Origin of the sequence: Rhodothermus bifroesti (genome assembly GCF_017908595.1) — a bacterium.
Lineage (GTDB): Bacteria > Bacteroidota > Rhodothermia > Rhodothermales > Rhodothermaceae > Rhodothermus > Rhodothermus bifroesti.
In genome coordinates this window covers 14,577-33,585 of the sequence record NZ_JAGKTL010000003.1, presented here as the reverse complement: position 1 = coordinate 33,585, position 19,009 = coordinate 14,577, and the positions used below count along the sequence as shown (strand labels likewise).

At 57.2% G+C, this 19,009-nt stretch carries 14 protein-coding genes; 7 read left to right on the top strand and 7 right to left on the bottom strand.

All coding sequences use genetic code 11. The features are described 5' to 3' along the window. Positions 1 to 6 precede the first annotated feature (6 nt). Positions 7 to 1,722, top strand: a complete 1,716-nt coding sequence (locus tag J8E65_RS07020) for an NAD+ synthase (protein ID WP_210375016.1) — start codon at positions 7 to 9, stop codon at positions 1,720 to 1,722. Further along, a complete protein-coding gene (gene ruvA, locus J8E65_RS07015; protein ID WP_210375014.1) occupies positions 1,719 to 2,321 on the top strand; it encodes a Holliday junction branch migration protein RuvA in 603 nt (200 codons plus the stop codon). The genes J8E65_RS07020 and ruvA overlap by 4 nt, the downstream gene beginning before the upstream one ends. On the opposite strand, the gene J8E65_RS07010 is transcribed toward ruvA, so the two are convergent. From J8E65_RS07010 to J8E65_RS06980, 7 genes are all read right to left on the bottom strand, one after another. Next, on the bottom strand, positions 2,318 to 3,778 hold the full coding sequence (locus J8E65_RS07010) for a sensor histidine kinase (protein ID WP_210375012.1): 1,461 nt from the start codon (positions 3,776 to 3,778) through the stop codon (positions 2,318 to 2,320). The two genes, ruvA and J8E65_RS07010, sit on opposite strands and share 4 nt — an antisense overlap. 4 nt (positions 3,779 to 3,782) lie before the next feature. Further along, positions 3,783 to 4,391, bottom strand: a complete 609-nt coding sequence (locus tag J8E65_RS07005; protein WP_237181763.1) for a TOL_0243 family YfiR-like periplasmic protein — start codon at positions 4,389 to 4,391, stop codon at positions 3,783 to 3,785. Further along, positions 4,325 to 5,338, bottom strand: coding sequence for a hypothetical protein (locus J8E65_RS07000; RefSeq protein ID WP_210375010.1), 1,014 nt, complete (start codon positions 5,336 to 5,338; stop codon positions 4,325 to 4,327). Before J8E65_RS07000 ends, J8E65_RS07005 begins: the two co-directional genes overlap by 67 nt. A gap of 114 nt (positions 5,339 to 5,452) precedes the next feature. Beyond that, positions 5,453 to 8,080 (bottom strand): TonB-dependent receptor, encoded by a 2,628-nt coding sequence (locus J8E65_RS06995; protein ID WP_210375008.1) that lies wholly within the window; start codon positions 8,078 to 8,080, stop codon positions 5,453 to 5,455. Beyond that, positions 8,067 to 9,029, bottom strand: a complete 963-nt coding sequence (locus J8E65_RS06990) for a FecR family protein (protein ID WP_210375007.1) — start codon at positions 9,027 to 9,029, stop codon at positions 8,067 to 8,069. Before J8E65_RS06990 ends, J8E65_RS06995 begins: the two co-directional genes overlap by 14 nt. Before the next feature lie 41 nt (positions 9,030 to 9,070). Next, the gene (locus J8E65_RS06985) at positions 9,071 to 9,988 is read right to left on the bottom strand and encodes a hypothetical protein (protein WP_210375005.1); all 918 of its coding nucleotides are present in this window, start codon (positions 9,986 to 9,988) and stop codon (positions 9,071 to 9,073) included. A gap of 94 nt (positions 9,989 to 10,082) precedes the next feature. Next, a complete protein-coding gene (locus J8E65_RS06980) occupies positions 10,083 to 10,670 on the bottom strand; it encodes an RNA polymerase sigma factor (RefSeq protein ID WP_210375003.1) in 588 nt (195 codons plus the stop codon). A 277-nt stretch (positions 10,671 to 10,947) separates the two neighbouring features. Between J8E65_RS06980 and J8E65_RS06975 the strand changes: the two genes are divergently transcribed. From J8E65_RS06975 to ruvC, 5 genes are all read left to right on the top strand, one after another. Then, positions 10,948 to 11,853, top strand: a complete 906-nt coding sequence (locus J8E65_RS06975) for a c-type cytochrome (protein WP_210375002.1) — start codon at positions 10,948 to 10,950, stop codon at positions 11,851 to 11,853. A 170-nt stretch (positions 11,854 to 12,023) separates the two neighbouring features. Then, entirely contained in the window at positions 12,024 to 13,850 is a 1,827-nt protein-coding gene (typA, locus tag J8E65_RS06970; RefSeq protein WP_210375000.1) for a translational GTPase TypA, read from the top strand. Between the two features lie 83 nt (positions 13,851 to 13,933). After that, a complete protein-coding gene (gene metH, locus J8E65_RS06965) occupies positions 13,934 to 17,635 on the top strand; it encodes a methionine synthase (RefSeq protein WP_210374998.1) in 3,702 nt (1,233 codons plus the stop codon). Between the two features lie 75 nt (positions 17,636 to 17,710). Next, entirely contained in the window at positions 17,711 to 18,457 is a 747-nt protein-coding gene (locus J8E65_RS06960; protein ID WP_210374996.1) for a YebC/PmpR family DNA-binding transcriptional regulator, read from the top strand. Then, entirely contained in the window at positions 18,441 to 19,007 is a 567-nt protein-coding gene (gene ruvC / locus J8E65_RS06955) for a crossover junction endodeoxyribonuclease RuvC (protein ID WP_210374994.1), read from the top strand. The genes J8E65_RS06960 and ruvC overlap by 17 nt, the downstream gene beginning before the upstream one ends. Positions 19,008 to 19,009 lie beyond the last annotated feature (2 nt).

Genomic DNA, 19,009 nt, shown 5'->3' with positions numbered 1-19,009 from the left:
CGATCTATGAAGATTGCGCTGGCTCAGATTAACCCCATCGTCGGCGACCTGCAAGGCAACCGGCGCAAGATCGTCCACTACGCGCACCAAGCCTATCAACAAGGCGCCGAGCTGGTCATTTTTCCAGAGATGTGCATCTCGGGCTATCCGCCGCAGGATTTGCTCGACATGCCCGCTTTCATTGAGGCTGTCGCTCACACGGTCGAGACCGTCGCGCTAGAGGTGCCATCCGCGCTGGGCGTCATCGTCGGCGCCCCAGTGCCTAATGAAAGCCCTGTGGGCAAACGCCTGTTTAACGCAGCGCTGCTTCTGGAAGGCGGCCGCATTGTAGCTAAAGTAGCCAAACGGCTGCTGCCCACCTATGACGTGTTTGACGAGTATCGCTACTTTGAGCCTGCCCCTCCTCAACCGGTAATCCACTGGCGTGGTCTGCGCTTAGGGCTGCACATCTGCGAGGATATGTGGAATAATGAGGACTGGGCACCTTACCACCTCTACGAAGAAAATCCCATCGATGAACTCGCCGCTCAGGGCATTGACCTTTTCGTGAATATCAGTGCTTCACCATTTTCCATCGGCAAACACGCGTTGCGCAACCGCCTCATCGCAGGAATCTGCCGCAAACACCACGTGCCGTTTGTATACGTCAACCAGGTGGGGGCCAACACTGAACTGATTTTCGATGGCGACAGTCGCGTCCATGCCCCCGATGGAACGCTCTGGTGCTGTGCCCCTTCGTTCCAAGAAACCTTGCTGATTTGGGATACCGAGGCTTCTTACGCAGCTTACGTACGCAACCGCACGGACATTGAAGACTTGCACGATGCCTTGGTCCTAGGCCTGCGGGATTATTTTTTCAAAACAGGCGCTTTTTCTAAAGTCGTGCTGGGACTCTCAGGGGGTATCGATTCAGCGGTCACCTGCGCACTTGCTGTCACTGCCCTAGGTCCTGAGCGCGTAGTGGGTGTAGCCATGCCCTCGAAATATTCCTCACCAGAATCGGTCGAAGATGCTCGTCAACTTGCGGAAAACTTGGGGATCGCATTTCACGTCATCCCCATCATGCCTGCTGTTGAAGCATTCCGCACCATGCTACATCCGGTCTTTGACGATTTGCCCGAAGACGTAACCGAAGAAAACATCCAAGCACGCGTGCGCGGCCTAACGCTTATGGCTTTATCGAATAAGTTTGGCTATTTGCTGCTCTCCACAGGAAACAAAAGCGAAATGGCTGTTGGCTATGTTACGCTCTATGGCGACACCAACGGGGGCCTGGCTGTGCTGGCCGACGTATACAAAACGCAGGTCTATCGACTGGCCTATTATATCAATGCGCGGGCAGGCCGCGAGCTCATCCCCCAACGCACCCTGACCAAACCTCCTTCGGCTGAATTGCGCCCAGGCCAGAAAGATACCGATACGCTTCCGCCCTACGAAGTGCTGGACGTTATCCTTCAGCGCTACATCGAATACCGAGAAGAAGTGGATGAGATCGTAGCGGCAACTGGACTTGACCGCACCCTGGTAGCCGATATTTTGCGCCGCGTCGACCGCAACGAGTACAAGCGCCGTCAGGTCCCCCCAGGCTTGCGGGTCACTGGCAAAGCCTTTGGCATCGGGCGCCGCTTGCCCATTGTGATGCACTGGAACCGGGCCGTACTGGAAGAAGTGCGACGCAACCATGCTGCTGCGTTGCAAACCCAGCCTGAACGCACCCCATGATTACCTACATTTCAGGCAAATTAGCTACCAAGAAGCTTACCGAAGTCGTGGTCGACGTGCAGGGCATTGGCTATCGCCTCCTCATCCCTACGTCGACCTATGAGGTGCTGCCTGAAGTGGGAGCACAGGTGCACCTGTTAACCCATCTCTACCTGCGGGAAGACGCGGTGATGCTGTTCGGCTTTGCCACAGAAGCTGAGCGCGCATTGTTTGAGGTCATGCTCAGCGTAACAGGCGTCGGCCCCCGCCTAGCCCTGGCGGCGCTCTCTACGTTCCCTCCTGCCCAACTTCGCGAAGCTATCCTCGCAGGAGATAAACAGGCCCTCACGCGCATCCCAAGCGTAGGCCCCCGAACGGCTGAACGCCTGATTGTAGAACTGCGGGATCGATTGGCTTTGCTGGACGTAGCGGAGCTAGCACCAGTTGGTGCAGACGACGTGCGCACCCAAGCCCGAGCTGACGCCTTGGCTGCACTGGAAGCCTTGGGCCTTCCGCGAGCCGCAGCCGAACGCAGCCTGCGCAAAGTGCTGCGCGAGCACCCTGGACTGCAATCGGCCGAAGAGCTCATTCGCCTAGCCCTACGCGAGCAGGGCGCTTAGGTGCGGCCCACTATAGCAGAGGCCGACAGCGGTTTGACCTCTTCCACTTCACGGCAACGCGGAAGAATAACCGTAAATATGCTTCCTACGCCTGGCTGGCTTTCCACATAGATTTGGCCGCCCAGCAGCCGTACAATCCGCTGCACAATCGCTAAGCCTAAGCCACTACCTTCATAGTCGCGCGTTAGCCCCTCCGAAACCTGCTTAAATGCCTCAAAGATCATGCTTTGCGCTTCTTCAGGAATACCAATCCCAGTATCGATGACCTGAAGCTGCGCGGTCGTTTCATCGCTATCCAGCAAAACCCGAACATAGCCTGCCTGCGTGAACTTAATCGCATTGTGCACCAGGCTTTTAACCAGGCGCTCCCAAAGCCCAGCATCAACGCAGAACTCAAGCTGGGGCGCCGTGCTGTGCACAGTACACGTTAGGCCTTTCGCCTGAGCCATAGGAAGGAGCTCGGCCACAACCTGCTGCGTGGCAGCGACTACGTCCAGGGGTTGATGTTGCACCCGAACGGTACCAGCCTCTAAACAGGCCAAGTAAAGCAGCGCATCCAGCGTATCTAATAGCCTTCGGCCACTTTGTTCAATAATCTGGGCCATTTCGCGCTGCTCTGGGTTCTCAAGCACTTCTTGCAGAATCTGAGCATATCCCAAAATGCCGGCCAGTGGAGTGCGAATTTCGTGGTTCAGGTTGGCGAGAAACGTGCTCTTTAGGCGAGACATTTCCTCAGCTGCTTCCTTAGCGGCAACAAGCACTGCCTGGTGTTCCTGCACCCGCTTGAGCATTTCGTTAAACGCTGCGGCCAGCTTCTGCAGCTCCTGAGGACCTTCAACAGGCACGCGAATGGTGTAGTCGTAGGAGGTTGCTACCTGTTGCGAGGCATCAGCCAGTTGGGCCAGCGGCCGGCTTACCCGCTGTTGCAACAGGGAGAGTAACAGGAACCCTATCCCCAACGAAAACAACAATACTATGCTTCCTATTGTGGCATAATTCCGCACACGGTCGCGCCAGTCCGCAAGCGAAGCCGCCAGATAAACATAGCCCTGAGGCTGTCCATCCCAGTACACCGGCGCCACGTAGTGCAACACCCCCTCTCGGTATCCCGGCTCTGGGACACGCGCAGGCAAGCCTGAGCGCAATTCCCCGGGTAAATACCAGGCAAAGGGCTGCCCAGATAGGGTGTACAGTACAGCTAGCTGCACGTAAGGAATGGTGCGCAACCCTTCCAGTGAAGCTGTAGCAGCTTCTGCATCTTGAAACACCAAAGCTGCCACGCTGTGCTCACCAATCACCTGGGCTAAGACAGACAGCTCGTTTTCCTTTGCCTGCCGAAACTGTGCTAGGTCATAGAGGGCAAATAGCCCGGCATTTACGAATAAGATGGCCGCGCAGGTCACAAGCACAATCCCAATAAGCTGGGCTCTCAAGGAGCAATGGTCTAGCAGCTTCATGGCGTTACTTTTCTTTGTACAGCTGCGCTAGCCGAATTACCCGCGAGCTAAGCTGCAATCCTGACCGGTGTAGGGCTGCCAAATTGATCTCAAATTGAACCCTGTTTTTATGCGTAAATAGCCGAATGATGCCACCCTGCTTCAAAAACGCTTCCTGCTCGCCTATGCTCAACACAGGTCGCCCTTGCAATTGCGATAGCGTCTCCCGTAGCACAGCATCAGGCATGCGTCCCATAAAAACAACATGGCATGTCAACGCCGAGGCACCTGCTGCGAGGTGCACAATCTCCAGCGGACGGTTTCGTACCGTTTTCCCTTCCAGTTGCTGGAGTGCCTCACCAAAAGGATCCTCTCCGAGGATGCACAGCCGCAACGGCGCCTGGGGCCCTGTAAAAACGTCCTCTGGCCAGCTGCTAAACTGTGCAAAATGGTACAGGAAAGCAGCCTTAATGCGGTAAGCCCGCACTTCCCATGAAGGTGCTTCCTGCGGAAGCACAGGGCCCACAAGGATGCCTATAAACAAGGCACAGGCAATAAACTGTTGCCTTACCATGCCCATTGTAAAGCCAAGATCCATTGCCGATGCATCTCCATCGCGGCAGTTTCGTGCCATACCTTTAGCGGCAAATCTAGGTGAAGCGCCCATCGCATACCCCGTAGCGGTCCTTTAGGAAGGTAGATGTTGATGCTGGGCTGAACCATTACGTGACGGTCGCCTTGAAGCGCCGGGTCGTCCATTGGGCTCACGTGGGGATCCAAGCGTGCATCCCGGCCACTTACGTCACCTAAGAGATGGCCATCTACATGCATTGTAAAGGCCAGCCAAGACCATAGCCGATAGGTAGCCCAAGCGCCGGCATGTATCCGGTGCCCAAGACGATAGCCGTAGGTGTTTTTACCGATACGCCATAAGGCATCTCCATGTACCCCTAGATTCCAGTCCTTTAGGCGATGGATGCTGGCAAGTCCTATGAGCATATCCCAGGTACCTGAACCCGGTCGCATGGCGTAGGGAAGCGGTCGCGGCAGCCTGTCGCTCCATAGATTAACCCTGCCCACTGGCAAAGAAAGCCCTGCAAAGCTTGTCAGATAATGTACCATGCTGGCGCGAAGCGCATAGTGGAGCGCTATCTGCACATCCCCCAGCCCAGAAGCCGTGATTCTATAACGCATGCCTTCTGTCGTTTGCAGGCGTAGGATGCTGCGCTGGTAGCTCAGCATTGCTGCCAAGGTCAGACGGTCCGTTATGCCGTACATCGCCTCTACCATATGCATACCTGTGTGCATCGCTTTGGGCTCTAACGCATAGGCGCGATCGTGAAGGCCATGCGCAGGTTTCATGTGCATAGACCCAAAGCGATATCCCGCCATCCAAACCCCCTTAGGATGAATATGGGCTCCTAGGACATCGATAGGAATGAGCTCCAGCGCTAACAATTCTTCTGGACCCAGCGTTGTCAGGTCTTCAGGCAGTGGAGCATCCTGGGCATACCCTGAGCCCACAGCTACCATCCACAACGTCCCATAAAGCATCCAGCGCGACACGATCGAGTTCAGCATACCAGGCGACAGCAAAAGCACAAAATTTCTTTGTTTGTTTATCGTCGGTGAAACAAGTTTTTTAAAAGCTAGCCTTTTTAGACTACTTGCGGGAATTGCCGTGATCGATGCGGCTTAAAAGCGAAGGGTAAAGTCAATCGAAGCTTGGCGGCCCAGGTCATACACATCGACCGGCACAAAGTCGAAGCGTCGGGGCAAGCGCGGTCCGGTTAGCACCAGCATGGGTTCACGGTACCAAGGATTAGCCCGATCGAAGAGGTTAAACACGCCCAGGCGCACTTCAAGTGTTGCGGGTCCAGCAGCGTGGCGACTGAAGAGCGTCAAGTCCAAGCGATAATAGGGTCCCAGCCGTTTAGGCTGGGCTGGATCGGTAAAGCTTTCGGTATTTGGTGCTCCAGAAGCGGCAAACCAGGCCAACGCGAGTGCGCCCCCGGACCAAAGGGGCACATCTAGATATGCGCGAAGCTGATGCCGACGATCCCAAGGGGCAGGATACCAAGCCCCATTGAGGATTGCAGGATGGCGCATTTGGATGCGGGCTAAGGAATAGCCTAACGTAGCCTCCAAAGGCCCTAAGGGTTGTAGCAGCAACACTTCCAGGCCATGGGCTTGGGCCTCGACGTCGGTCAGCCAGGGCATAGCTGTTTCTCGGTCGCGCGTAACAAGATAGACGGGAACCTCTACCTCATGCTGCCAGAGATGCTTTAGATACCGTGCATAGGCATCTAGCGAAAAACGCGTTTTCCCAGGGCGGAGCTGCATGCCCAGGCTTAGGTTGTCGACCGCGGTAGGTGGCTGCTTGGATTCTGTCAAAAGCCAGACGCCTGTGCTGTTTGTATTTCGGAAAGCCAGGCGGTGGAGAAATTGATAGTTGCGGCTAAGCGCTACGCCTACAGACCAAAACCCATAGGGATGCAGCGTCAGATGCACGCGTGGGGATAGCCGCAGTTGTGCACCGGTTGCAAAGGTATGCAGCCGCACGCCACTCAGTAGCTTAACCCATGGATGAGGCGTGCCTTCATATTGTCCAAAGCCGTCTATGTTGAGCACATGCTGCTTGACTACAAAGGGCTTAAGGCGTAGTGCAGAGCTTTCTGTGTACGAAAGCGAAACCACCTGTAGCGCAGCGCCTAGGGTCCAAATGCCAGCCTGTTGCCCAAGGTCCACCGCCTGTTCCCAGCGCCCTTCATGCAATGCGTTACGATATGCGAAAGGTGCTAAACGTCGAAAAAATTTTTGCAAGCTGCCCCCTGAGAGGGTATACAGAAAATCGTCTTTGGCATAGGTGCTCTGGTAGGCTGCCATGCCTAACGTGGTGTGCAGCCGCAAGCTGCTTGAAAGCCAGTAAGAAGCTTGCAGGCTTAAAGCACGGTTAGCCCAGCTTTGGCGCGTAGCCACGGGTTGCCAGCGAGGAGTGCTACTTAAGGGACCTGCCAGACTCCAATCGGGCATAAGCCGATAGGCTTGCTGCTGCGCCTCATCGGCTCCTGCATAGCCGCTCAATCGAAGGCGCCAGCGTGCTTCGTCGAGCAGCAGGCTGCCATGCAGATCATAAAAAGCGCCGGCCACTGGTCCGCGCTCTAGCAGACGCGCTTCCAGGTCGACAGCCTGGGAAGGCAAAGGGCTGGTTGGGCGGGCTACATCCAAGCCATAGGCGAGCAGCTTGGCATTCCCTGGCCAGTCGAGCCATCCGATCAGTGCATGGCGGCCGGCAACAAGCCAGCTGCCTTGCTGGCCAGGCAGAGGCCCTTCGAGCAAAAGCCTGCCAGCTACGTTGCTCAGGCCTGCCGTGGCATGAAGCCGATCCCGGCTTCCAGCGCGTGTGGCAAAGGCCAAGGTTCCCCCAGGTGGTGCGGCATAGACCACGGGCGCCACGTCGTAGTAGAATCCAACCGCCTCAAGTGCATCGGCATTAAAGGCATCAAATAATCCAAAAAGATGGGTGGGGTGATAGATAGGCATGCCATCGAGCAGAAGCTGAAATCCGTCGGTTTGGCTGCCACGTACGTTGAGCCCGTTGGTCAGGCCAATAGTTAAGCCAACAGCAGGCAGGGCCTGGAGTGCCCGTGTTGCTCCAGGTTCGCCAAAGGGCGCAAAGCGCTCGGGTCGAATGAGCCGCTGCCAGCTGGTATCGACCCCATCCAACCGACTTGCGCTTCCGATAACCACCACAGCGGGCAGGGCTTTTTCCTCCGGCACCAGGCGTACTACAATAGCTTTTTCTCGTATCCCTACGGTCACGGTCTGTGGCACGTAGCCTACGTACGATACCCGCAGCCGCAGCGTATCCTGCCTTTCTGGTACCGTGAGCATAGCGCGGAACCGGCCCTCGGCGTCGGCCATTGTGCCCTGAAGTGCTGCATCTGCATGCCAGGCAACGGTGGCATAGGGTAAAGGCGCTCCACTTCGTGCATCACGCACCTCGCCACTTAGGGTAACGATCCGCCTCCGAGCTTCTGTTACCAGCAGTTGCCGGCGGTTGGGATCGATTTCTAGCTTTAACCCCTGCTCAGCTAGGGCATCGGCCAACGCTTCAATCAGCTTTGCCGAGGTAGTCTGTAGCGAGATCGTGCGCCCTTCGACCAGGGCATCGCGGTAAAGCACGGCATATCCGGTGCGCTCGGCCACCTCCTCGAGCACCTGGCGCAGCGGTGCTTCGTGGTACCTCACTGGTTGCGCCTGCACCCCAAGGGCTATCAGTAAAAATCCGCTTAAAGCAAGCCCAGGCTTAACGATCCCCATCAGCTTCAAAGCGATAATGCGCTGGTGCAACCGCGACAAAGTGACCACCCAAGACGCGACCCAAGTCCTGCAAAGCTTGTTCCAGATCCTCTAGCAACAACGTACCGCTGAGCGTCTGGGCTGCATACGGCTCGGGCAACGTAATCTGCACGCCAAAGTGGTAAGCCAACTCAGTGACAACTTGAGCAGCTGGCTGCTGCGCAAACGTCAATCGCCCTTGTAGCCAGTCCAGGTACACTTCAGCGGAAGCCCGCTCCGGTGCTGTGAGGCGTCCATTAGCGGTTAGGCGGACGCGCTGGCCTGCTGTCAGCACCTGCCGCTGCCCCCTTGGCCCTTGCAGCTCAAGCCTTCCGGCTTCTAGAAAGACTTCAACGCCTCCCCAGGTGCGTACGTTAAACCGTGTGCCGAGTACGGTTACATGCACCGGACCAGCCTCCACCTGAAAGCGACGCTCGGGACGAGGCACTACCTCGAAAAACGCCTCACCCTCTAGCCGGTAGTGCAGCACCGTTTCCGAAGCTACCACTTGATACAGTCTTGAGTGCGGGCGAAGCGTGACGCGCGAACCATCTGGAGCCCTATAGGCCTGCATCGCTGTTTCGGCCGAAGCTACCAGCACCGGCTCCGCCTTGCGTCCTGCAGACAACCACCAGCCCAGCCCTACTGCCAGAAGCACCATCGCTACGCTAAGCGCCCAACGCCAAATCATGCGGCGACGCCTGAAGCCCACACGTGGTAGTCGGTCAGCTGCCGGTCGCTGCATACGGCGCACCACCTGCTGCCAAATGCGCTCTTGCCGTGCTACTTCGACCTTAGGCACTTGCCTAGCCTGAAACCGTAGCAGCACCTGCATCAGCGGATCTGCTGCCAGCTCCGGATCAGACGCTAAAGGCCGACCTGCCTCTCGAAGCTGCCCAATACGTTGCGCTAATGTAGCCTCACGATTCATCGCAAAATTGGTTTGGGGGGGTGATGCCCGTCCCGGAAGCTTTAAGAAAGCGGCTCAACCTCACCAGTACCTAGCACGATGCGGTAGGCTTGCCGCGTGCCGAAAAAGCGAAGCAGCGCCGATCCGTCGCCATTGAGCTCGATCGTCCCCTCTACAGTGCGCGTTTGCTCACGCCCGTTTACCCGCATCACAAGCTGCAGTTGATAAGCCAAGGTGCCGTAGGCCCGGTATTCCAATGCCTCGTTTGTGGTAGGCTTAGCGATCTTAATGGGGCCATCGGTCACCAGTTGGCCAGAAAATACGCGCTCGACTTCCCGGCCCTGTACGTTGATCAAGTGGAACGTGCCCGAATAGGTTTGCTCACCCATAAACAGGATCGTGTCGCTTTCGGCCTCGAGGCCTTCAACGTGCCAAGTTGCCCGCCGCTCGAAGGACGAGCTGCGCCTATTGCCTGCAGGCGTCTGCTGCGACACTTCGCCTCGGCGGTAGCCCTCGAAGTCGATCGTGGCGATGCGGTCGGCCTCAGCGCGCGGCCGGGCAATAAACTGCCCTGCTGTGTCTTTGAAAATGTACTGCAGCCGCGCTTCTATCGACTTATGAAAGACAGGGTGATCAACCTCATGCAGAAACGAAAGGGTGTGCACACCCGTAGTCGAGTCGTAGCTGAGCTGGAAGTTGCGACGCATACCCCGCCAAGGCCGAGGATCCTGAACCAACGCGCCGTCTTTACCTGCCGCACCACCCATGTAGTACATGCCGCTACGGTCAAACGTCGCCGTTGCTTCGTAAAAATCCGTCACTAGTCCGTCGCTCTGATCGGCTAGAGACTGCGCCACAATGGTAGCAACCGTTGCGGCTTCTTCGTCGCTCAGCGTTTGGGTATCTGTGTGCTGCAGCACATCACAAGCTGCCAGCGACACCAGCAGTAGCAGTGCCAGTCCGCTCTGGAAGCGTTTCATAGTACACCTCCTTGTTACAAGTTTACCCGATACAACAGGCTGGTCTGTTGCTACCTGCTATACACAGCACTGGCCGTTTTCCCCTATCCCAGGATCACAAGAAAGCGGCCAGCGCTTCCCGAAGCTGCCGAAGGGCCTGCGCCATGTGATTTTCTACGGTTTTAGGGCGAATGCCCAGTACTTCGGCTGCTTCACGGTAGGTAAGGTCCTGCAAAAAGCAGAGCTCAAAAACAGCCCGTTGTCGCGCCGGAAGCCGCGCAATGGCGGCCTGCAGGCGCTGCTCAAGCCAAAAGGCGTCGGCCTGCTGCTCCGCAGAGCACCCCGGATCGGCCATTTCAGGCACGGTGGTTACAGAAATCAGCCTCCGAGTATCTCGGAAATAATTCAAGGCACGATTGTGTCCAATCCGAAACAAGAAAGCCCGCAGCGACCGCGTGGGATCGATCTGCGCCCGCCGCTCCCATATCATCACAAAAGCCTGCTGCACAACGTCTTCGGCTACCTCAACGGGCAACCCCATACGCTCTAGATAGCGCAACAGAAACGCGTGATAGCGCTCGAAAAACAGCCGGAAGGCCTGCTGATCTCCATGGCGAATGCGTCGAGCCAGCTCTGGATCATCGAGTTCTTCCCCTGGGCCCTGCTGGGCTAGGAGCAGCAGCGCTACAAGAATATGCGTCATGGACGGCTCACGTTATCGTGCCTCAAAGGTATCGGCACAAACAGGACTAATCCAAATTGCTCATTTGATCTAAAGAAATAAGTTGTTATTTCCATTTTATTTTAAGCTAAAATCATTGGGTAAACAGATGATGCTAGGTTTTATTTTAGAAATGTTGTGCTTGGCAAGTCCTAAGGTCAAGCACGAAGGTCTCGTGTTGATCGCCTTTGTCCCTTGAGCCTTTCAGTTTGGTCTTAGCCAGGCAGGGGTTGCCTCAAACTATAACGGACGGACGCTTATGGCACGCACCCTGTATCTATTGGGCGGAGGGGTTGGCGTATTGGTTGGGTTATTGTTAATGGGATTAAGCGCTGTTTATTTGATCACTTCCTTACATCTACGCCAATCCTACACGCTGCATGAGGTCCATCTTACGCTGCGCGCCGACTCGGCCACCCTAGCGCACGGGCGACATGTGGCTACAATTCGGGGATGCAGCGACTGTCATGGTGCCGACTTTGGCGGGCAGATCTTTATCGATGATCCTATGATGGGGCGTTATGCTGGTCCTAACCTAACGCGCGGCGGTCGCGGCGCAGTACTCACTGTAGCGGACTGGGAACGCGCTGTTCGGCACGGTGTCCGCAACGACGGCAAACCGCTGCGTTTCATGCCGGCTGTTGAGTTTAACCAGCTTAGCGATGAAGACCTAACGGCCCTCATAGCCTACGTGAGGCATTTACCTCCAGTTGACCGACCCACGATCCCTATCCGCATTGGGCCTTTAGGCCGCCTACTACACCTCCAAGGAAACTTTCCACTGCTGCTTACAGCGCGGTTGATTAACCATAGCGCACCCCATCCGCCTACCATGACTCCTGAGCCTACAGCTGCTTATGGTGCTTACCTAGCCACCTCTTGTAGCGGCTGCCATGGCCATGGCTTTAGCGGTGGCCCCATTCCTGGGGCGCCACCAGAGTGGCCTCCCGCTGCCAACCTGACACCCGATCCAGCCACAGGTTTGGGCACCTGGACTGAAACCGACTTCTTCCGCGCGTTGCGGGAAGGAAAACGCCCTGATGGCTCAACCCTCAACCTGCAGTACATGCCCGTCCGGTTTACCTCGCAGATGACAGACGTTGAAATCCGGGCACTCTGGGCCTTTCTACAAACCCTGCCGCCAACCCCCGAAGGGCAGCACTAAGCCACCTAGAACACTAGCGGTATCGCACGCGCAGAGCGCAGCCCTTCTGAGAGCAAGCGCCACAATTTGCGAAGTATTGCAGCAGGTGGAACCTTTCTTGAGCATAGGCGCAAGTAAGGGGCTCACGTTAACCGTCAAGTCCTTGTTGGGAAGTAATGTCCAATGGCCACATGGGTTATCCGCTGCGCAATATCGCTATCGTAGCTCACGTCGACCATGGCAAAACGACACTGGTCGATGCCATGCTCTGGCAAAGCGGTATTTTCCGCGCCAACCAGGAGGTCCAGGAACGCGTGCTCGACTCGCTTGATTTGGAGCGCGAGAAGGGGATTACGATTATGGCCAAAAACACGGCCATCTGGTATGCAGGCGTTAAGATCAACATTGTCGATACGCCTGGCCACGCCGACTTTGGTGGTGAGGTCGAGCGCACGCTAGCTATGGTCGATGGCATCATGCTCCTGGTCGATGCCGCCGAAGGCCCATTGCCGCAGACACGATTTGTGCTCTCAAAAGCCCTGGCCCTGGGGCTTCCGGCGATTGTAGTGATCAACAAAATTGACCGCCAAGATGCCCGTCCGCGCCAGGTGCTCGACGAGATCTACGATCTGTTTATCGATCTGGATGCTACCGAAGCGCAGCTGGACTTTCCTGTCCTCTACACCATAGCCAAAGAAGGGCGCTGCACCCTTGACCCTGAGGCTCCGCTGACGGACCTGCGCCCGCTTTTTGAAGCCATCCTCACCCATATTCCACCGCCCCAGGGTGATCCTGATGCGCCCCTCCAGATGCTGGTTACCCATGTGCAGCCCGATCCTTACCGTGGACCGCTGGCCATTGGACGTATCGTGCAGGGCAAGCTCCAAAACCGTCAGCGCGTACTGCTCTGCCACCGTGACGGCCGCCAGACGCCTGCGGTGGTAAATGCGCTCTTCGAGTTTGAGGGACTGCAGCGCGTCGAAATTGAATGGGCTGGGCCTGGAGCCATTGTGGCTGTAGCCGGCATGCAGGGTATTGGATTGGGCGAATCCATCACGGATGCCCATAATCCCAAGCCGCTACCGCCCCTGCATGTTGACGAGCCGACACTCTCAATGGAGTTTCGGATCAACGACAGCCCCTTTGCCGGTCGTGAAGGCCAGTACGTGACTTCCCGCCACCTGCGTGAACGCCTGCTCCGAGAGGCTGAAAACAACCTGGCAATCCGTGTGGAAGAAACCGATTCGCCCGATGCTTTCCTTGTCTACGGTCGGGGCGAGCTGCAATTAGCGATCCTGATCGAGCAGATGCGTCGTGAAGGCTATGAGCTTGCAGTGGGCCAGCCGCGTGTGCTCACGCGCCAGATCGACGGTAAGCTGCATGAACCCTACGAGCGCGTGCTGATTGACGTGCCAGAGGAATACATGGGCGTTGTGGTCCAAAAGCTAGGCATGCGGCGTGGCGTGCTGGTCAAAATGATTAACCATGGCACCGGGCGCGTTCGGCTCGAGTTCGAGATGCCCGCCCGCGGCCTCATCGGCTATCGAAGCGAATTCCTGACCGACACCAAGGGGACCGGACTGCTCCATCATCTCTTTGACGGCTACCGCCCCTGGGCAGGCCCTATCACGCATCGAGCCACCGGCACCCTGGTGGCCGACCGACCGGGACGCGTAACAGCGTATGCTATGCTGAACCTTCAGGAACGCGGCGAGCTGTTTGTTGAACCTGGCGATGAAGTCTATACGGGCATGATTGTGGGCGAGCACTGCCGGGAAGGCGACCTGGAAGTCAACATCACCCGCGAGAAGAAACTCACCAACATGCGCGCTTCGACGGCCGAAGGCTTTGAAAAGCTGGTGCCGCCTCGCAAGCTTTCTCTCGAAGCAGCCATCGAGTTCATCCGCGAAGACGAGCTGATTGAAGTAACCCCTAAAGCCATCCGCCTACGCAAACGCTATCTCGATCCACACGAGCGGAAGCGCCAAGCCCTCCGGCAGCAGGCTGTGGGAAGTTGACGGGTGGCGTCATTGGAACATGCCTCAGAAGCGGCCGTGTGATGCACGTACGATTTTTTGTTTGAACAAATCTGCCCTGTTTTATGCACGAGCTTGCCCGGTTGCTGCAACAGCGCATTTTAATCCTCGACGGGGCCATGGGGACCATGATCCAGCGTCACCAGCTCTCGGAGGAAGCCTTTCGGGGAGCGCGCTTTGCCGATCACCCCAAGCCCCTTCGGGGAAATAACGACTTGCTGGTTCTAACGCAGCCCGAGCTCATCCGCGACATCCACTGCGCCTATCTTGAGGCCGGTGCCGACCTCATTGAAACCAATACCTTCAATGCTAATGCTCTTTCCCAAGCCGACTATGGCCTGGAGCACCTCGTCTATGAGCTCAACGTTGCAGCAGCCCGCCTAGCCCGCGAAGCTGCCGCAGCATACACGCGACGCACCCCTGAACGCCCTCGCTTTGTGGCAGGTGCTATTGGTCCCACCAACAAGACGCTCTCGATTTCACCCGACGTCAACAACCCCGCCTACCGCGCCGTCACCTTCGACGAGATGGTAGCCGCCTACCGCGAACAGGTACGTGGGCTGCTTGATGGAGGTGTCGACGTTTTGCTTGTCGAGACCGTTTTTGACACACTCAACTGCAAAGCGGCCCTGTTTGCGATTCAAGAAGCGTTTCAGACGCGTGGCCAGGCCGTCCCTGTGATGGTCTCAGGCACGATTGTCGACCAAAGCGGCCGCACGCTGTCGGGCCAGACGCCCGAGGCGTTTTGGATCTCCATCGCACACATGCCCCACCTCCTATCGGTCGGCCTCAACTGCGCACTTGGTTCTGGCCAAATGCGCCCCTTCATCGAGGAACTGGCCCGAACGGCTACCGTCTTTACCAGCCTTTATCCCAATGCAGGCCTACCCGACGCGCTTGGCCAGTATAAAGAAACACCCGACTACATGGCAGCGCAGCTTGCCGACTATGCCCGCGAGGGCTGGCTCAACTTGGCCGGCGGCTGCTGCGGCACAACCCCAGAACACATTCGGGCCATTGCCGAAGCCCTAGAGGGTCTCCCACCCCGCCGCATTCCCGAGGTGCCCCGCACGCTGCGCCTTGCAGGGCTAGAGCCCCTTGTGTTTCGGCCCGAGTTAAACTTTGTCAACATCGGCGAACGCACAAACGTCACCGGCTCCCGTCGCTTTGCCCGACTCATCCGCGAAGGCCGTTACGAAGAAGCCCTCGATGTGGCGCGTGAGCAAATCGAAAACGGCGCGCAGATGATCGACGTGAACATGGACGAAGCCTTGCTCGACAGCGTGCAGGCTATGACCACGTTTTTGCATCTGATCTCGGCCGAACCCGAGATCGCACGCGTGCCGGTTGTAATCGATTCTTCAAGGTGGGAAGTGCTTGAAGCCGGGCTCAAGTGTCTACAAGGCAAGGGGATTGTCAACTCGCTTTCGCTTAAAGACGGAGAAGAAGTGTTCAAAGAACGCGCCCGTCGCGTGCGCCAATATGGGGCAGCCCTCATCGTCATGGCCTTCGACGAGCAAGGACAAGCCGACACGCTCCAGCGTCGCATAGCCATCTGCCAGCGTGCCTACCGCATTCTGACTCAAGAGGTTGGCTTCCCGCCGGAGGACATTATTTTTGATCCGAACATCTACGCCGTGGCAACCGGCATTCCTGAGCATAATCGATATGCCATCGACTTTCTGGAAGCCACGCGTTGGATTAAAGCGAACCTACCTTACGCCCGTGTTTCGGGCGGCATTTCAAACCTGTCGTTCTCGTTTCGCGGGAATGAAACGGTGCGCCAGGCCATGCATACGGTGTTTCTCTATCACGCCGTGCAGGCCGGAATGGATATGGGCATTGTCAATCCTGCGCAGCTTGGCATTTATGAAGCGATCGATCCCGAGCTGCGCGCACGCATTGAAGACGTACTCTTTGATCGGCGCCCAGATGCTACCGAACGGCTTATTGCACTGGCCGAAACGCTCACGCAACAAACAAACGACGCAGCTGAAGCAGCAACGTTAGCCTGGCGCCAAGAACCTGTCGAAGCCCGCCTACGCCACGCCCTCGTCAAAGGTATCACGGAATTTATCGAGGAAGACGTTGAGGAAGCGCGTCAAAAGTACGGCTCGCCGTTGGCTGTGATCGAAGGGCCGCTTATGGACGGCATGAACGTTGTAGGCGAGCTGTTTGGCGCCGGTAAGATGTTTCTGCCGCAGGTCGTCAAAAGTGCACGCGTGATGAAAAAGGCGGTGGCCTACCTGGTGCCTTATCTGGAGGCCGAAAAGCAGCGCTTGGGGGATGTGCGTCCTAGAGCCCGCATTCTGCTGGCCACAGTCAAAGGCGATGTGCACGACATCGGCAAAAACATCGTGGGTGTCGTACTCCAGTGCAATGGCTTTGAAGTAATCGATCTGGGCGTGATGGTGCCTGCCGACCGCATTCTCGAGGAGGCACGTCACCACCAGGTAGACCTGATTGGCCTAAGTGGTCTGATCACGCCCAGTCTTGACGAGATGGTACATGTAGCCCGCGAACTGGAGCGTGCCGGCTTCGACACACCTCTGCTTATTGGGGGAGCCACAACCTCAAAGTTGCACACAGCCCTAAAGATTGCTCCCTGCTACCATGCACCTGTGGTGCATGTGCTTGATGCCTCTCGGGCTGTGCCCGCTGCGAGTGCATTAACCGACCCCCTCCGTCGAAGTGCTTTCGTGGAAGACATCCGCCGGGAGTACGAAGCGCTCCGCCAACGACACAGTCGCCGCACAAACGAACGTCTCCTAACCATCGAAGAAGCCCGCGCTAACCGCTTTACCTGCGATTGGTCAGCCGTACCCATCACACGGCCCAAACACTTGGGCCTGACCATCATGCGCAACTTCCCATTGGCCGAAATCCGACGCTACATCGACTGGACGCCGTTCTTCCAGGCTTGGGAACTGCGGGGCAAGTATCCCCGCATCCTGGACGATCCAGAAAAAGGCGCTGAGGCCCGACGCCTGTTTGCCGATGCCAACCGACTGCTAGACGAAATCATTGAGCAGGGTTGGCTTGAAGCGCATGGTGTAGTGGGACTCTTTCCCGCCAATAGCCAGGGAGATGACGTGCTGGTCTTTACAGACGAGGCGCGAAGCGAAGTGCAGGCCGTGCTCCATTTCTTGCGCCAGCAAACGCCCAAACGCTCCGGTCAACCTAACCGCGCTTTGGCAGACTACGTAGCACCTGTAGAAAGCGGTCGCCAAGATTACATCGGGGCCTTTGCTGTAACTGCTGGCCATGGACTAGAAGAGCTGGTCGATCGGTTCGAGCGCGCCCACGATGACTATCAAGCCATCCTGGCCAAAGCGCTAGCCGATCGCTTGGCCGAAGCGTTTGCGGAGCTGCTTCATGAACGCGTCCGGCGTGAGCTATGGGGCTATGCCCCCGACGAGCGACTCACCAACGAAGCGCTCATCGCCGAACGCTACCGTGGGATTCGTCCAGCTCCCGGCTACCCGGCCTGCCCTGACCACACAGAAAAGTGGACGCTTTGGGCCCTGCTCGACGCTGAACGCCACACCGGCATTCGGCTGACCGAACACTTGGCCATGCATCCAGCTGCTTCAGTATGCGGCTACTACTTGGCCCATCCCGAAGCATCCTACTTCAACGTAGGACATCTGGGCATGGACCAAATCGAAGATTATGCTCGGCGCAAAGGCATGTCCGTCGAAGAGGTCGAACGATGGCTAGCGCCCCAACTGGCCTATGATCCAACAGCCCAAGCCAACGCTGCCTGATCCCGGATCGGGAACCCAAAAGTGCGCTGGCTGCGTTTTTTCTATGGACAAGCAGCTTTTTCCGCGTATAGACATATGGCAGGACACAATAAGTGGTCGAAGGTCAAACGACAGAAAGCCGTTGTCGATGCCCGTAAGTCCAAAGTCTGGGCGCGGCTTTCCCGCGACATCACGCTAGCCGCCCGAGAAGGCGGTGGGGACCCAGATTTGAACCCACGCCTAGCCCATGCTATCGAAAAAGCCCGGGCGGAAAACATGCCCAAGGAAAATATCGAACGTGCTATTAAACGTGGCACGGGCGAAATCCAAGGGGAAGAATACGTAGAAGTCACCTACGAAGGCTATGCACCAGGGGGCGTGGCGATCTTTATCGAGGCGCTAACCGACAACACCAACCGCACGGTTTCGGAGCTGCGGCACTTGTTCAGCAAAGCAGGCGGCAGCCTAGGACAGCCTGGCTCGGTAGCCTATTTGTTTGAGCGCAAGGGCGTCATCGAAATTCCTGCTGAAGGGCACGATGAGCTTGCGCTCTTTGAGTTGGTGGCCGAAGCTGGCGCCGAAGATCTTACGCGTGACGAAGATACGTTCGTGGTGACCACGCCGGTCGAAACGTTTGCCTCCGTACTCGAAGCCCTCCGGCAGGCCGGTATTGAACCTAAAGCAGCCGAGCTCGAACGCATTCCGACAACCACGGTCACCTTGCCGCCTGAAGAGGCCAAAAAAGTGATAGCGCTGCTTGAAGCCTTAGAAGCGCATCAAGACGTGCAGAATCTCTATACTACGTTGAACTTCGACGAGGCTACCCTTGCCGCCATCGCCTAACCCCAACAGTCCCCTGATTTTGCTGGGCATCGATCCGGGCTCGCGCCACACAGGCTACGGCGTGCTGGAGGTGGTCGACGAACGCGCGCGCGTGCTGGAGGTAGGCGTAGTGCACTTAGATGAGCACGCAACTCATCCCCTTCGCCTGCTTCGGCTTTTTGAGGCCATAGGCGCGCTGGTTGAACGCTACCACCCAGACGAATGCGCCTTGGAAATGCCCGTCTACGGCCGCAATCCCCAGTCTATGCTTAAACTAGGACGGGCGCAGGCCGCAGCCATGCTGGCTGTCTTGGTACGCCAACTTCCCGTAACGGAGTACACCCCTAAGGAAGTCAAGAAAGCCTTAACCGGCCAAGGTAACGCTACTAAAGAGCAGGTGCGGTTTATGATACAGGCCTTGCTAGACTTGCCCGCTACGTTGTCCTTGGATGCCTCCGATGCCCTAGCAGTAGCCGTCTGCCACTGGCAACACCGTTGCCATACCCACCTGCATCGCCGCACCTCCGACTGGAGCCGCTACCTACGCCAGCACCCTGAGCGCCTGCTTTAAAG

Coding starts and splice junctions, on each gene's coding strand:
- J8E65_RS07000 (WP_210375010.1), bottom strand. CDS start 5,338: ATGCTGAACTCGATCGTGTCGCGCTGGATGCTTTATGGGACGTTGTGG.
- J8E65_RS06960 (WP_210374996.1), top strand. CDS start 17,711: ATGGCAGGACACAATAAGTGGTCGAAGGTCAAACGACAGAAAGCCGTT.
- ruvA (WP_210375014.1), top strand. CDS start 1,719: ATGATTACCTACATTTCAGGCAAATTAGCTACCAAGAAGCTTACCGAA.
- J8E65_RS07020 (WP_210375016.1), top strand. CDS start 7: ATGAAGATTGCGCTGGCTCAGATTAACCCCATCGTCGGCGACCTGCAA.
- J8E65_RS06975 (WP_210375002.1), top strand. CDS start 10,948: ATGGCACGCACCCTGTATCTATTGGGCGGAGGGGTTGGCGTATTGGTT.
- J8E65_RS07005 (WP_237181763.1), bottom strand. CDS start 4,391: ATGGCACGAAACTGCCGCGATGGAGATGCATCGGCAATGGATCTTGGC.
- J8E65_RS06990 (WP_210375007.1), bottom strand. CDS start 9,029: ATGAATCGTGAGGCTACATTAGCGCAACGTATTGGGCAGCTTCGAGAG.
- J8E65_RS06995 (WP_210375008.1), bottom strand. CDS start 8,080: ATGGGGATCGTTAAGCCTGGGCTTGCTTTAAGCGGATTTTTACTGATA.
- typA (WP_210375000.1), top strand. CDS start 12,024: ATGGGTTATCCGCTGCGCAATATCGCTATCGTAGCTCACGTCGACCAT.
- J8E65_RS07010 (WP_210375012.1), bottom strand. CDS start 3,778: ATGAAGCTGCTAGACCATTGCTCCTTGAGAGCCCAGCTTATTGGGATT.
- J8E65_RS06985 (WP_210375005.1), bottom strand. CDS start 9,988: ATGAAACGCTTCCAGAGCGGACTGGCACTGCTACTGCTGGTGTCGCTG.
- metH (WP_210374998.1), top strand. CDS start 13,934: ATGCACGAGCTTGCCCGGTTGCTGCAACAGCGCATTTTAATCCTCGAC.
- J8E65_RS06980 (WP_210375003.1), bottom strand. CDS start 10,670: ATGACGCATATTCTTGTAGCGCTGCTGCTCCTAGCCCAGCAGGGCCCA.